Here is a 13,826-nt window from a genome sequence, read left to right as displayed (position 1 = left end):
GAGATGCTGCCGAGGATCACGGTCGTCGAAGACGAAGAAGCGCTGAGCGTCCTTCTTCGCTACAATCTGGAAGCGGAAGGCTACAAGGTCGACACCGTTCTTCGCGGCGACGAGGCCGAGATCCAGCTCAAGGAGCGCGTTCCCGACCTGCTCATTCTGGACTGGATGCTGCCCGGCGTCTCCGGCATCGAGCTCTGTCGCCGCTTGCGGGCTCGGCCGGAAACCGAACGCCTGCCAATCATCATGCTGACGGCGCGTGCCGAAGAGAGCGAACGCATCCGCGGCCTTGCGACCGGTGCCGACGACTATGTCGTGAAGCCGTTTTCCACGCCGGAACTGATGGCGCGTGTTCGAGCCATGTTGCGGCGTGCCAAGCCCGAAGTCATCTCGTCGATGCTTCAAAGCGGAGACATCACGCTCGATCGCGACACACATCGCGTGCACCGCAAGGGCCGGGAAATCCGGCTCGGACCAACGGAATTCAAACTGCTTGAATTTCTGATGTCATCGCCCGGTCGCGTCTATTCGCGTGCACAGTTGCTCGACGGCGTCTGGGGACATGACATCTATGTCGACGAGCGCACGGTAGACGTGCATGTCGGCCGGCTGCGCAAGGCGATCAATCTCGCCAATATGCGTGACGTCATCCGCACTGTACGGGGCGCCGGCTACGCTTTGGAAGGCTGAGCGCCTTCCGCATCTCACATCGGAAAATGGGACACGAGGCGCGCGATCAGCGCGCCCGGCGCCTTTCGCCCGAGACCTGGAAAGCCAGGCGAGCGTGATATTTGCAGTAGGGCGTGTTGTCGCCTGAATCGTGACCGCAGAAGTGGAAGTCTTCGTGCATCGGGTCTCCGAGCGGCCATTTGCATGTGCGCTCCGTCAGGTCCGTCAGTGCCAACCGCTTGGCGATCGGTACGACGACGTCGCTGACGGGACGCGTCTGCGGCTGCGCTTCCATGGCGACATCTTCACGCACCGCAGCAGCAGCGCCGCCGCGGGAAATCGTCCGCGGTGCAGCAGGACGGGCGTTGAAGTTCGAGGCTGGGCGAGGGGCTGGTGCGGGCCGCTTGGCACGTGGAGCAGGTGTTCCGCCGGATTTTGCGCGCCCCGGCAGGTTCAGCCGATGTACTTTGCCGATGACAGCATTTCGCGTCACGCCACCCAATTGTGCGGCTATCTGGCTCGCGCTCAGGCCATCGGCCCATAACTTCGTAAGTTTTTCGACGCGCTCGTCGGTCCAGTTCATGGCCGCAACTCCAAGTTCGATGCAGGGCGCAGCAGAATCCCTCGGCGCCGGACCGTCGTACAACGGAACCGCGTCGCCTTAATACTGTGTGATGACTAGGTCCGCCGCATGCAGTCTAGTGCTGTTATTTCAACTTAATGGTCGGCAGACTCCGTGACAAGAGTCCCGGGAATCAGGCGATTCGCTTTTTTGAGTTTTCCCCAACTTGGGGGCATTTGAGCGAATTGCTGTGTCGGTCGGACAAGGGGCGTTTTCTTGACAGCGCCAGACGAAATGAAGATAGTGCGTCGGGCCGCCGCAGGGCGGCTTTTCAATTTTCAGGACGCAGTCCTTGAGGTTTGCGACGCGAACCGTCCGAACCTTTGCGGATGCGGCCTTGAGTGGGAGTTTGCGCCAGATGGCACCGGCGTCGCCGCTTTTCGAGACCTACAACCGCGCTCCGCTCCGTTTCGAGCGTGGCGACGGCGTCTGGCTGACGAGCGAAGACGGCAAGCGATATCTGGATTTTGCAGCCGGCATCGCCGTGAATTCGCTCGGACACTCGCACCCCCATCTCGTCGCCGCGCTCAAGGAGCAGGCCGACAAATTGTGGCACCTGTCCAATCTCTATGAGATCCCGGGTCAGGAGCGGCTCGCCCGTCGTCTGACGGACGCCACCTTCGCGGATCGGGCGTTCTTCACGAATTCCGGCGCAGAGGCGCTGGAATGCGCCATCAAGACTGCGCGCCGCTATCATCATTCCCGCGGGCAGAGCGAGCGGTTCCGGATCGTCACCTTCGAGGGGGCCTTCCACGGACGTACGCTGGCGACGATCGCAGCCGGCGGCCAGCCGAAATATCTCGAAGGCTTTGGTCCCAAGGTCGAAGGGTTCGACCAGGTGCCATTCGATGATTGGGCGGCTCTCGAGGCGGCTGTCACGGAAGACACCGCAGCGATCCTCATCGAACCCGTGCAAGGCGAGGGCGGCGTCAGGCCGGTTTCCGACGAGCGGCTGCGCCAGTTGCGGGAGCTGTGCGACGAGACCGGCACGCTTCTGATCTTCGACGAAGTGCAGTCAGGGGTCGGCCGCACGGGCAAGCTCTTCGCGCATGAATGGTCGGGAATTTCGCCGGACATCATGGCCGTCGCCAAAGGCATCGGCGGAGGGTTCCCGCTCGGCGTCTGTCTGGCAACGTCCGAAGCGGCAGCGGGTATGGTGCCAGGAACCCACGGCACGACTTATGGAGGCAATCCGCTCGCCATGGCGGTCGGCAACGCCGTTCTCGACGTCATTCTGGCGGATGGCTTCTTGGACCACGTGCGCGACCTGTCGTTGGTCGCAAAGCAGGGCCTCGAGGCGATCAAGGACCGCTATCCCGATGTGGTCGCCGAAATCCGTGGGCGCGGATTGATGCTCGGGCTGAAGACCGTCGTGCCGAACACGGAGATGGTCGCGGGTCTTCGCGCACATCAGATGCTGTCGGTACCGGCGGGCGACAACGTGGTTCGCCTTCTCCCTCCTCTGACCATCACGGCCGAGGAAATGCGCGAAGGACTGTCGCGCATCGACATGGTCGCTTCCGAACTTTCTTCATCCAAACAGGCAATTTCCGCCTGAAAGCAGGCCGGGGCACGGGGATCATCGCCATGGGCGCCAACGGCACGCCACGCCATTTCATCGATCTGTCGACCACCACGGCGGACGATCTTCGCGGCATCATCGACAATGCGCGCACCACCAAGGATGCCTTGAAGTCGGGCCGGGGCGATAAGCCCTTGGCTGGCAAAGTGCTTGCCATGATCTTCGAGAAGCCGTCGACGCGGACCCGCGTGTCCTTCGATGTCGGCATGCGCCAGCTTGGCGGGGAAACGCTGTTTCTCTCCGGCACGGAGATGCAGCTCGGGCGCGCCGAGACGATCGCCGATACGGCCAAGGTGCTGTCGCGCTATGTCGACATCATCATGATCCGCACGACGGAACACAATCGCCTACTGGAACTGGCCGAACACGCGACCGTGCCCGTGATCAACGCGTTGACGGACGACACCCACCCCTGCCAGATCATGGCCGACATCCTGACCTTCGAGGAGCATCGGGGCCCTATCAAGGGCAAGACGATCGCATGGTCGGGCGACGGCAACAACGTGCTGCATTCGCTGATCGAGGCGTCGGCCCGTTTCGGCTTCACGATGAATGTGGCCGTGCCGGAAGGCTCCGAGCCGGAGGCACGCTATGTCGATTGGGCCCGCGCCAATGGCGGCGTTGTCAATGTGACGAACGATCCGATGGATGCGGTGCGCGGCGCCGATTGCGTGGTAACCGACACCTGGTTCTCCATGGGCCAGGAACATCGTGCGCGCGGCCACAACGTGTTCCATCCTTATCAGGTGAACGAGGCGCTGATGGCCGAAGCCAACCCGGAAGCGCTCTTCATGCATTGCCTGCCGGCACATCGAGGCGAGGAAGTGACCGACGGCGTCATCGATGGTGTCCAGTCGGTGGTGTTCGACGAGGCGGAGAACCGGCTGCACGCGCAGAAGGCGATCATCGCCTGGTGCATGGGCGTTTGAGTACCTAAATATCCGGCAAATAGTTCAGCCGAGCGCTTGTTGCCGGCACTTGTTCCCCGGAGAAACCCGATGAATGACCAAAGCCCCAGATTGGGCGAGTTTGACTATGCCGGCGACGATCACGTCCTGCCCTTCCAGGTGGAGGCGCTCGATGCGCGCGGCCGTGCCGTTCAACTCGGCCCGATGCTCGACAAGATCATGGCACGGCACGATTATCCCGAGCCAGTCGCCCGCCTGCTCGCCGAGGCGATCACGCTGACGGTGCTGATCGGCACGTCGCTGAAATTCGATGGCAAATTCATGGTGCAGACGCAAGGTGACGGGCCCGTCGATCTGCTGGTGGCAGACTTCACGACGCCCGATGCCGTGCGCGCCTATGCGCGTTTCAACGAGCAGGCGCTCGCCGAAGCTGTCGCCGCAAACCGGCTCGAGCCGCATGAGCTGCTCGGCAAGGGCATCCTGGCGTTCACGATCGACCAGGGCGAATACATGCAGCGCTACCAGGGTATCGTCGAACTCGATGGCGCGACCCTGGAGGAGATTGCAGGCGCATATTTCCGGCAGTCGGAGCAGATACCGACGAAAGTTCGGCTTTCGGTGGCGCAGCTTTATGACCGTGATCAAGACGGGCAGCCGAGGCACCAGTGGCGGGCCGGTGGCGTCATCGTGCAGTTCCTGCCCGATGCACCGGAGCGCATGCGCCAAGGGGACCTTCCGGGCGGTGATGCGCCGGACGATTTCGAGTCGACAGGCATCGATCACGACGATGCCTGGGTCGAAGCCGTAGCCATGGTGGAAAGCATCGACGCCGACGAGCTCACCGATCCGCTTGTCGGGTCGGAGCGTCTTCTGTTCCGGCTGTTCCATGAGCGCGGGGTGCGGGTTTTCGAACCGGCGCCTGTCCTCGACCGGTGCACGTGTTCGCGCGACAAGATCAAGTCGGTGCTCGACAATTTCACCAGCGATGAAATCGCCGATAGCACCGAGGATGGCGTGATCGCCGTTACCTGCGAGTTCTGCTCGACCGAGTATCGGTTCGAACCCGAGGAACTCGGTGAAAGCGGTGCGGAAAGCGAAAGCCGCATTCACTAGCAATCTTGAGCCGCTTCATGCGGCTCAATTCGTTCGCCACGAGCTCTCGCGGCTTCGAGCACCGAACACATGACAAAACTTTAATTTGCCTTGTCTTCATCCGTTCGGCATCTAGCTTGAACAGATATGAAAGCCGTGCGCCGGGGACGTCGGTCGGATGGCGGTTCTCGCGGGACAAAAAGGCCAAAGTGCCGAGCCCGCGACTATCCCAGACGATGATTGTGACGGAGCACGCTTATGCTGATCTCTCCCCATGACGAGTCCGTGTTGACCGATGGCGTCAACGATGCCGCGTCCGGCTCGACGATGCGGCGTACCGGTCGTTTCATGCTCCAGTTCGCGCTGATGCTGGCGATCCTTGTCGGATCCTACGTGGTCATGACGATGGTCATCGCGGCGCGTCCAGAGCGGGTGCCGAGCCCGATCACGCCGACGATCTATGCGGTGGCGGCACAGGACGTCGTGATTGAAGACCATCGGCCCGATATCCTTGCCTATGGCGACGTCGTCGCGCAGCGCACGGTCGATCTGCGCGCCCAGGTGACGGGCGAGATCATCGAAGTGAACCCGCAGTTGCGAGCCGGCCAGCGGATCGAGCAGGGCGATTTTCTCGCCCGTATCGACCCCTTCGCCTATGAAGGACAGCTGACCGAGGCACGCGCGAGCCTGGCGCAGGCGCAGGCGGTCCTGAGCGAGATCGATGCGCGCATTGCCGCCGAGCGCGATCAGCAGGAGAGCGCAGAACTGCAGCTTGAGATCGCTGAAAGCGATCTGCTTCGTGCGCAATCGCTTTCCGACCGTGGGGCCGGCACGCAGCAGCAACTGGATGAACGCCGCCTCGTCGTCTCGCAGCGCAATCAAGCCGTCAGCCAGAGCCGCAATGCCCTCATCGTCGAGGAGGCGCGCCGCAATCAGCAGCAGGCGGAGATCGAGCGTCAGGAATGGCTGGTGCGCCAAGCCGAACGCGCGCTTTCCAATACGACGCTGACGGCGCCGTTCGCCGGTGTGATCTCCGAAGCCATCGCGGAGCCGGGGCGTATCGCCGGCAGCGCCGACATTATCGCCTCAATTTACGACGACCAGTTGCTCGAAGCCCGCTTCACGCTCACCGATGCGCAATACGGCCGGATCTCGTCCGATGGTGAGCCGCTTATCGGGCGCGTCATCGAGGCGTCCTGGGTCGTCGGCACGGAGACCTACCGTTATGAAGGCACGATCGACCGCTTGGGCGCCACGGTAGCGTCCGACCGCGGTGGCGTTGAGGTCTTCGCGCGACTGGCCCCGGGCGACCACGCCGTGCAGTTGCGGCCGGGCGCCTTCGTCGCGCTGTCCGTACCTGATCGGCTTTATGCCGAGACTATCGAGCTGCCAGAGAGCGCGGTTTACGATCCCGGCCATGCCTATGTCGTCGAAGAGGGCGTGCTTCAGCGCCGCGAGGTGACCGTTTTGGCCTATCAGGGCGATACGGTGTTGCTCCGGGGCGATCTGCAACCGGGCGAGCGCGTGCTGACGACGCGGCTGACGGAGGCCGACGACGGCCTAGCCGTACGCATCGCCGGTGAAGAAGCAGAGGCGGTGCCGGCCGCCGAGGCTGTCGAGCCTGCCGGTGAACGCAGCGGCGGTAGACGACCCGGCGGCCGGGGCGCGATGCGCGCGTTCGGAGGCTGACGATGGCCCGCTCTCCCATTCGCCAATCGATGGTCGAAGCCCGCCAGCGTGCCGGACGCGCCGCAGGCGGCGGCATCCTTCGCACGTTCGTGCGCCATCCCAATGCCGCCAACATGCTGATGGCGCTGATGATCATCTTCGGGCTCTTCAGCCTGGCGCGGATCAACACCCAGTTCTTCCCGCCTGTCGAGCAGCCGAGCATTTCGGTGTCCCTTGCCTGGCCCGGTTCGAGTGCCGAAGACGTCGAGCGCAACGTGTTGGCGCTGGTCGAGCCGGCGGTGCGTTATATCGACGGCGTCGACGACATGTCGTCCACGGCGAGCGAGGGATCGGGCTCGATCCGGCTCGACTTCGCCGAAGGCACGGACATGCAGCGCGCGCTGGCGGAAGTGGAAAGCGCCGTGCGCGGCGTGTCCAACCTGCCGACCGATGTGGAGACGCCGCGGGTCACTCGCGCGCAGTTCTTCGAGGGTGTCGCCAAGCTCGCCGTGACCGGGTCGGCATCCGAAGACGTGAAGCGAAATTGGGCCAAGCGTATCCGCGACGATCTTGTCGCCCGCGGGATCGACCGGATCGAATTCACCGGACTGCGCAGCCCCGAGATCGTCGTCGATATCGACGAGCGGGAGCTTCGTCGACTCGGGATGACCATCGAGGAAGTATCGCAGGCGATTTCGGCAAACAGCCGGGACGTGCCTTCGGGGAACGTGGAAGGTTCGGTCGAGCGCCAGGTGCGGCTGATTGCGGAGCGGGAAACGCCTGCCCGCCTTGCCAGCATGGAGATCAAAACCCTGCCGACCGGCGAGCGCGTGACGCTCGGCGACGTTGCGCGCATCGATGGTGGATACGATCCCGACGAGCAGCGCGGCTTCTCGGATGGCACGCCGGCGATCGAACTGGACATCCAGCGCGCCGCCAACGCCGATACGCTGCAGACCGCATCGATCCTCAACACCTACCTCGCGAGCCTCACGCCGCAGCTGCCCGCCAATGTCGAGATTCAGACTTACGATGTGGCGTCCGACGCGCTCGAAGAACGGGTGTGGTTGCTGATCGAGAACGGCATCGGCGGGTTGCTTGTCGTCATCGTGGTGCTGTTCCTGTTCCTCGACTTCCGGATCGCGCTCTGGGTCGCCGCCGGCATTCCGGTCGCGGTCATGGCCACGATCGGGCTCATGTACGTGTCGGGTCAGTCGATCAACATGATCTCTATCTTCGCGCTGATCATGATGCTCGGCATCATCGTCGACGATGCGATCGTCGTCGGTGAACAGACCAACACGCGGCTGGAAATGGGCGACGACCCGCTGACGGCAGCGGAGAATGGCGTCGGCATGGTCATGACGCCGGTGATCGCGGCCATGGCGACGACGCTGGCCGCATTCGCCCCTATCGTGATCCTCGGTGGACCGATCGGCCAGATGATGAGCGCCTTGCCGCTCGTTGTCATTGCCGTTTTGGTGGCAAGCCTCGTCGAATGCTTTTTCGTGCTCCCGGGACATCTGGCGCATTCGCTCGGGCGCAAGCGGCGGGTCGGCTGGTCCTATTGGCGCCATCTCGCCATCGCGCTGATGCTGACCCTTGCGGCGGCCGTCTTCCTGTCGCGCCAATCGGGCCTGACGGAAGAGAGTGCCTCGTTCCTTGGCCGGACCTCACTCGCGCTGGCTAGTCTGGCGCCTGCATTCCAAGCGGCGATCATCGGGGCGGTGGCGCTGCTCATCGCGGGATTGCTGGAATTCGCTATCCAAAAGTTGCAGCGCCGTGACGCCGGATCGACCGGCTCGCAGAAAAGCCGCTTCCGCGAAGGCTTCGACCGTCGTTTCGAGGCCTTTCGCGACGGGCCGTTCGACCGGGTCGTCTCCGTGGCGTTTCATTGGCGCTATGTGACCGTGGCGCTGTCGGTCGGCGTGATGATGATCGTCAGCGTCGGGCTCCTGCGCGGCCAGCATGTGCCCTTCGTCTTTTTCGAATCTCCCGAGGCCGAAACGATCTCGGGTAGCATCGTCTTCAATGCGGGCCTGCCGGAAGACGAAGCCGTCGCCGCGATCGGGCGCATCGAAAACGCCCTGAGGGAGGCGGAACGAGACCTTGCCGGCGAAGGCGCACTCATCGCCGCTACGTTCACGACCCTCGGCACGTCGGGCCGCAGCGGCGATACGACAGCGCGGATCAATGTGCAGCTGACAACGTCTGAGACCCGAACCATCCGCACGCCTGAGATCGTTGCCGCGTGGGAGGAAGCCGCGCCGGACATCGCCGGCGTTCGACGCTTCTCCATCTTTCAGGCGCGCCTTGGGCCACCCGGGCGGGACGTCGAAATCCGGCTTCAGGGCGACCGTATCGGCTCGCTGAAGGCAGCGTCGGACGATGTGATCGCGTTGCTTGCCACGATCCCCGGCGTTTCCGGCGTCGAGGACGACCTTCCCTACGGCAAGCCCGAGCTGGTGATGGAGCTGACGACGAGGGGCGCGCTGCTCGGTTTCACAACCGACGAAGTTGGCCGGCAGATCCGCAATGCCTTCCAGGGCGCGATCCCGTTCCGCTTCGCACGCGGCGACGACGAAGTGACCGTGCGCATCAGTCAGACGATGAGGCAGCAGGGGTCCGGCGCGATCCGCAATTTCGAGCTGCGCACGGCGGACGGAAGCTACGTTCCGCTGACCGAGGTCGTGTCGCTTTCGGAGCGGCAGGGCTTTTCCTCGATCCGCCGTCGGGACGGTCAATCGACCCTGTCGGTGACCGGCGACGTTGATCTGGCACAAACGACGCCGGATGCGGTTCTTGCGCAGGTGAGGGGCGGCGGTGGCCTTGATCTGATCGCCGCCGAGCACGGCGTCGAATTCAATTTCGGCGGGCGCGCGGAGGAGCAGGAGGAGGCATTCTCGGACCTGACGATTGCGACCATGGCTGCGCTGACGGTGATCTACATCATCCTTGCCTGGGTCTTCGGCAGCTATTGGCGTCCCATCGCGGTGATGCTGATCATTCCCTTCGGTCTTGCCGGTGCGATCTTTGGCCATTGGCTCATGGGATTTCCGTTGACGATCATGTCGCTGATCGGCCTGCTCGGCCTTGGCGGGATTCTCGTCAACGATTCCATCATCCTGGTCGACCGCTTGGATGAGCGACTGAAAGCGGGCGATCCCGTGGACGATGCCGCCATCGGTGCCAGCCGCGATCGTTTTCGGGCCGTCCTTCTCACATCTCTGACGACGATCGGCGGGCTCGGTCCGCTCATCTTCGAAACCAGTATCCAGGCGCAGTTCCTGATCCCCATGGCCGTGACGATCGTGTTCGGCCTCGGTATCTCGACGGTGCTGGTCCTTATGCTTGTGCCGGCATTCATCGGGATCGGCTACGATATTCGCAACGCGCTGTCGGCGATCTACGGTCGCCGTGCAGCCGTGTCGCCTGCGTCTCTCTGAAGGCGGATCAGGTCCGCCAGAACCGGGGCAGGAAGAGCACGAGGATGGTGAACAGTTCCAGGCGGCCGAGAAACATGCCCGCTGCCAGCAGCCATTTGGCGGTGTCGTTGAGGCTGGCATAGTTGCCGGCTGGCCCGATCACGGTGCCGAGGCCCGGACCGACATTGGAGAGCGCCGAACCCGCGCCGGATACGGCCGTCGTCATATCGAGACCCGTCATCATCAAGGCAAGCGATAGAAATGCGAATGCCATGATGAACAGAAAGAAGAAACTCATCACGGATGTGATGACAGAGGCTTCGATCGGTCGCCCATTGAACTTCGGCCGAAAGATGCCGTGCGGATAGAGCACGCGGTAGATGTGCTCCCGCACCGCTTCGAACAGGACGATGAAGCGAAAGATCTTGATGCCGCACGACGTCGATCCCGCACATCCGCCGGCGAACATGATGACGAAGAAGAAGGCAACGGCGTGCGAGCCCCACAGCCCGTAATCCGTCGACGCATAGCCGGTGCCGGTGACGACGGAGATCACGTTGAACGCCGCATGTCGAAGCGCATCGTGGCCCTGGTGGTAGCCGCTTCGATCGGCGATTCCCCAGGCGATCAGCGAAGCGGCGAGAACGAACAAGAGGAACGCCCGCACCTGGTCGTCGTCAAAGAGCGAGCGAGCCCGCCCCTGCAACAGTTGAACGTAGAGGAGGAAGGGAATCGACCCGGCGATCATGAAAAAGACCGCGATCCACTCCATCGAGGCGCTGTCGAAATATCCGAAGGAGCTATCCTTGGTGGAGAAGCCGCCGGTGGCGACCGTCGTCATGGCATGGATGACGGCATCGGTCATGCCCATGCCGGCGGCAGCGTAGCACATGGCGCAGATCAGCGTTATGCCGATGAATACGAGCGTGATGGAGCTTGAGATCTGGCGCGCGCGCGGCAGGATCTTTTCGGCCGTGTCGAAAGCTTCCGCCTTGAACAATTGCATGCCGCCGATCTGCAGCATGGGCAGAACAGCGATCGCCATGACGATGATGCCGAGGCCGCCGAGCCATTGTAGCAGGCCGCGCCAGAACAGCACGCCGACAGACGTGGTATCGAGCCCGATGATCACGGTCGCGCCTGTCGTCGTCAGTCCCGACATGCTCTCGAAGAATGCGTCGGTGTAGCTCGGCAAAACGCCGGTCCAGACGAAGGGCAGGGATGCGAAGAAGACGAGCGCCAGCCACGAAACCACGGTCATCAGCAGCGCCTGGCGGCGCGACAGTCCCTGTGCCGTTCCACGCGTAGCGGCAAAGAGCGATGTTCCGACGAGGGTCGTGATCAACGAGCAGACGACGAAGACAGACCAGTCCCGGTCTCCACCGGCGAACCCAACCAGCGCGGGAACCAGCATGGCCAGCCCGAGAGCGGCAAGGAGTGTGCCTGTGACGAGGAAAACCGGCCGGAAATCGAGCGCATCGCTCAATTGAGGGTTCTCATCGCTCCTGGGCGATCCAGCGAAAATGCGGGGATGACCACCTCGAAGCTCTCCCCGTTTTCCGACTGCATCTCGTAGAGGCCGTACATCACGCCCGACGGGGTATCGAGCGGGCAGCCCGACTGGTATTCATAGCTGTCGCCAGGGCGCAGAATTGGTTGCTCGCCAACGACGCCCGGGCCGCGAACCTCATCGACACGGCCCTGCTCGTCGGTGATGTGCCAATAGCGGCTCTTCAGTTGAACGACCGTGTCGGACTTGTTGGCAATCACGATGCGATAGCCCCAGACATAACGGCTGTCATCCGGGTCCGATTGGTCGTCCAGGTAGAAGGGCTCGACCGTTACTTCGATGTCGCGGGTCAATGCGCGATACATGGTCATTCCTTCCGGGTCGCAAAGGCGACCTCGCTTTCCCGCTGATATTCTACAGCGGCTACGGCGCGTCAAGAATCATAGTTTCAGTAGTGTTAACGGCTTCCTCACGGCAGCGTGACGCGGCGGCGCTGGCCACAAGCCTGATAGGACGCTAAAGCGGCGTGACATATCGTCGTCGGGGGCAGAAGCAGTGCTGGACGGGGCAGCCAAATCCATCATCCAGCCGACCCTCGATCGAATTGGCCGAGTGCTTGCCGGCTGGGGCATCAGAGCCGATCATGTCACGATCGCCGGGCTACTGATCGGCGTTTTCGCCGGTGCCGCGATCATCTGGGAACAGTTTATCGCAGCGGTCGTCCTGATCCTGGCAAGCCGCGCGCTCGATGGCCTGGATGGCGCAGTGGCGCGGGCGACGGCGCCGAGCGATTTCGGCGGGTTTCTCGATATCGTTCTCGACTTCGCTTTCTACGGCTTCATTCCGCTAGCCTTCATCATCCAAGATCCCCAGCAGAACGGCATCGCCGGAGGGCTGCTGCTTCTGTCCTTCTACGTGAACGGTGCGAGCTTTCTTGCCTTTGCCACCATTGCGCAAAAGCGTGGGCTCTCGACCGAAGCGCGCGGCGTGAAATCCTTCTATTTCACGACGGGCCTGGCGGAGGCGTCGGAGACGCTGCTGGTCTTCCTCGCCTTTTGTCTTTTGCCCGGATATTTTGCTTGGATCGCGATCTTCTTCGCGATCCTCTGCTTCTATACGGCGCTGTCGCGGATCGTTGAGGCGAGCGACCTGTTCCGCTGACCGCGGTCACATCGCGGAAAGCGCCCGGTCGATATCCTCGATCAGATCATCCGTGTCCTCGAGCCCGACGGACAGGCGCAAAGTGCCGGCGCCGATGCCGAGTTCCAGACGGTCCTCTTCGGCGAGGTTCTTATGCGTCGTCGTGGCCGGATGGGTGATCAGGCTCTTGGCATCGCCGAGATTGTTGGAGATGCGGATGATCTCGAGCGCGTTCTGGAATGCGAATGAAGCCTCCTTGCCGCCGTCCACGTCGATGGCGATCAGGGTGGAGCCACCGGTCATCTGCTTGGCGATGATGTCGGCCTGCGGATGGTCGGCCCGGCCCGGATAGATGACGCGGTTGACGCCCTTGCGGTCATCGAGCGCGTCGGCGATGCGGGTCGCGCTTTCCGTCTGCTGACGGACGCGCAGGGGAAGCGTCTCCAGGCCCTTCAGCATCGTCCAGGCATTGAAGGGCGACATGGACGGGCCGGTATGGCGGAAATAGTCGTGCAGGTTCTCGTCGATCCATTCCTTGTCGGACAGGATCACGCCGCCAAGACAACGGCCCTGGCCATCGATGTGCTTGGTGGTCGAATAGACGACGATATGCGCGCCGAGCTCCAGCGGCTTCTGGAAGAGCGGCGTTGCGAAGACGTTGTCGACGACCACGCGGGCACCGATCTCGTTGGCGAGCGTCGCGACTGCGGCGATGTCGATGACTTCCAGCGTCGGGTTGGTCGGGCTTTCGAGGAAGAAGACTTTCGTGTTGGGGCGAACGGCCTTCTTCCAGTTCTCGATGTCGCGGCCGTCGACCAACGTGGTCTCGACGCCGTAGCGCGCCATCAGCTTTTCAACGACCCAGCGACAGGACCCGAAGAGCGCGCGCGCGGCCACGACATGGTCGCCGGCCTTCACTTGGCACAGAAGCGCTGCGGAAACGGCGGCCATGCCCGTTGCGGTCGCCCGGGCGTCTTCAGCGCCTTCCAGCGCGCACATGCGCTTTTCGAACATGTCGACGGTCGGGTTGGCGTAGCGGGAATAGATAAAGCCTTCCGCTTCGCCCTTGAAGCGCGCTTCGGCAGCTTCGGCGCTTTCGTAGACGTAGCCTTGCGTGAGGAAGAGGGCTTCGGAGGTCTCGCCGTGCTGGGACCTCGTGGTGCCGCCGTGAACGAGCGTGGTTGCCGTGCGCCAAGTTTTGGATGTCATCGTG

General features: G+C 62.9%; 11 protein-coding genes. 7 read left to right on the top strand and 4 right to left on the bottom strand.

Going from position 1 to position 13,826, the window contains the following annotated elements:
• The first annotated feature begins 3 nt into the window (after window positions 1-3).
• A complete protein-coding gene (gene phoB / locus GC125_RS19725; RefSeq protein ID WP_151987366.1) occupies window positions 4-687 on the top strand; it encodes a phosphate regulon transcriptional regulator PhoB in 684 nt (227 codons plus the stop codon).
• A gap of 46 nt (window positions 688-733) precedes the next feature.
• Here phoB and GC125_RS19720 read toward each other — a convergent pair whose 3' ends face one another.
• Window positions 734-1,249 (bottom strand): GcrA family cell cycle regulator, encoded by a 516-nt coding sequence (locus GC125_RS19720; protein WP_151987364.1) that lies wholly within the window; start codon window positions 1,247-1,249, stop codon window positions 734-736.
• Between the two features lie 397 nt (window positions 1,250-1,646).
• Between GC125_RS19720 and GC125_RS19715 the strand changes: the two genes are divergently transcribed.
• From GC125_RS19715 to GC125_RS19695, 5 genes are all read left to right on the top strand, one after another.
• Entirely contained in the window at window positions 1,647-2,846 is a 1,200-nt protein-coding gene (locus GC125_RS19715; protein WP_151987362.1) for an aspartate aminotransferase family protein, read from the top strand.
• Between the two features lie 29 nt (window positions 2,847-2,875).
• Complete coding sequence (gene argF, locus GC125_RS19710) at window positions 2,876-3,799, top strand: ornithine carbamoyltransferase (RefSeq protein ID WP_151987360.1); 924 nt, start codon at window positions 2,876-2,878, stop codon at window positions 3,797-3,799.
• Between the two features lie 69 nt (window positions 3,800-3,868).
• The gene (locus tag GC125_RS19705; RefSeq protein WP_151987358.1) at window positions 3,869-4,891 is read left to right on the top strand and encodes an Hsp33 family molecular chaperone; all 1,023 of its coding nucleotides are present in this window, start codon (window positions 3,869-3,871) and stop codon (window positions 4,889-4,891) included.
• A gap of 237 nt (window positions 4,892-5,128) precedes the next feature.
• Complete coding sequence (locus GC125_RS19700) at window positions 5,129-6,559, top strand: efflux RND transporter periplasmic adaptor subunit (RefSeq protein WP_151987356.1); 1,431 nt, start codon at window positions 5,129-5,131, stop codon at window positions 6,557-6,559.
• A gap of 2 nt (window positions 6,560-6,561) precedes the next feature.
• Window positions 6,562-9,984, top strand: a complete 3,423-nt coding sequence (locus tag GC125_RS19695) for an efflux RND transporter permease subunit (protein ID WP_286165585.1) — start codon at window positions 6,562-6,564, stop codon at window positions 9,982-9,984.
• A 7-nt stretch (window positions 9,985-9,991) separates the two neighbouring features.
• On the opposite strand, the gene GC125_RS19690 is transcribed toward GC125_RS19695, so the two are convergent.
• Both GC125_RS19690 and apaG read right to left on the bottom strand, forming a co-directional pair.
• Window positions 9,992-11,449: a TrkH family potassium uptake protein gene (locus GC125_RS19690; RefSeq protein WP_286165584.1), complete on the bottom strand. Its 1,458-nt coding sequence runs from the start codon at window positions 11,447-11,449 to the stop codon at window positions 9,992-9,994.
• Window positions 11,446-11,838: a Co2+/Mg2+ efflux facilitator ApaG/CorD gene (gene apaG / locus GC125_RS19685; protein ID WP_151987353.1), complete on the bottom strand. Its 393-nt coding sequence runs from the start codon at window positions 11,836-11,838 to the stop codon at window positions 11,446-11,448. The genes GC125_RS19690 and apaG overlap by 4 nt, the downstream gene beginning before the upstream one ends.
• Before the next feature lie 190 nt (window positions 11,839-12,028).
• Between apaG and GC125_RS19680 the strand changes: the two genes are divergently transcribed.
• Window positions 12,029-12,634, top strand: coding sequence for a CDP-alcohol phosphatidyltransferase family protein (locus GC125_RS19680; protein ID WP_151987351.1), 606 nt, complete (start codon window positions 12,029-12,031; stop codon window positions 12,632-12,634).
• 6 nt (window positions 12,635-12,640) lie between these two features.
• Here GC125_RS19680 and GC125_RS19675 read toward each other — a convergent pair whose 3' ends face one another.
• Window positions 12,641-13,822, bottom strand: a complete 1,182-nt coding sequence (locus GC125_RS19675; RefSeq protein ID WP_151987349.1) for an O-succinylhomoserine sulfhydrylase — start codon at window positions 13,820-13,822, stop codon at window positions 12,641-12,643.
• Window positions 13,823-13,826: the final 4 nt, after the last annotated feature.

Source organism: Rhizobium sp. EC-SD404 (assembly GCF_902498825.1).
Taxonomy (GTDB): Bacteria; Pseudomonadota; Alphaproteobacteria; order Rhizobiales; family Rhizobiaceae; genus Georhizobium.
Note: the sequence above shows the minus strand (reverse complement) of the source record. Positions and strands in the feature narration are given on the sequence as shown.

What these genes read in the sequence shown, in the direction of transcription:
- GC125_RS19700 (WP_151987356.1), top strand. Translation starts at nt 5,129, where the DNA reads ATGCTGATCTCTCCCCATGACGAGTCCGTGTTGACCGATGGCGTCAAC.
- argF (WP_151987360.1), top strand. Translation starts at nt 2,876, where the DNA reads ATGGGCGCCAACGGCACGCCACGCCATTTCATCGATCTGTCGACCACC.
- phoB (WP_151987366.1), top strand. Translation starts at nt 4, where the DNA reads ATGCTGCCGAGGATCACGGTCGTCGAAGACGAAGAAGCGCTGAGCGTC.
- apaG (WP_151987353.1), bottom strand. Translation starts at nt 11,838, where the DNA reads ATGTATCGCGCATTGACCCGCGACATCGAAGTAACGGTCGAGCCCTTC.
- GC125_RS19695 (WP_286165585.1), top strand. Translation starts at nt 6,562, where the DNA reads ATGGCCCGCTCTCCCATTCGCCAATCGATGGTCGAAGCCCGCCAGCGT.
- GC125_RS19705 (WP_151987358.1), top strand. Translation starts at nt 3,869, where the DNA reads ATGAATGACCAAAGCCCCAGATTGGGCGAGTTTGACTATGCCGGCGAC.
- GC125_RS19720 (WP_151987364.1), bottom strand. Translation starts at nt 1,249, where the DNA reads ATGAACTGGACCGACGAGCGCGTCGAAAAACTTACGAAGTTATGGGCC.
- GC125_RS19715 (WP_151987362.1), top strand. Translation starts at nt 1,647, where the DNA reads ATGGCACCGGCGTCGCCGCTTTTCGAGACCTACAACCGCGCTCCGCTC.
- GC125_RS19675 (WP_151987349.1), bottom strand. Translation starts at nt 13,822, where the DNA reads ATGACATCCAAAACTTGGCGCACGGCAACCACGCTCGTTCACGGCGGC.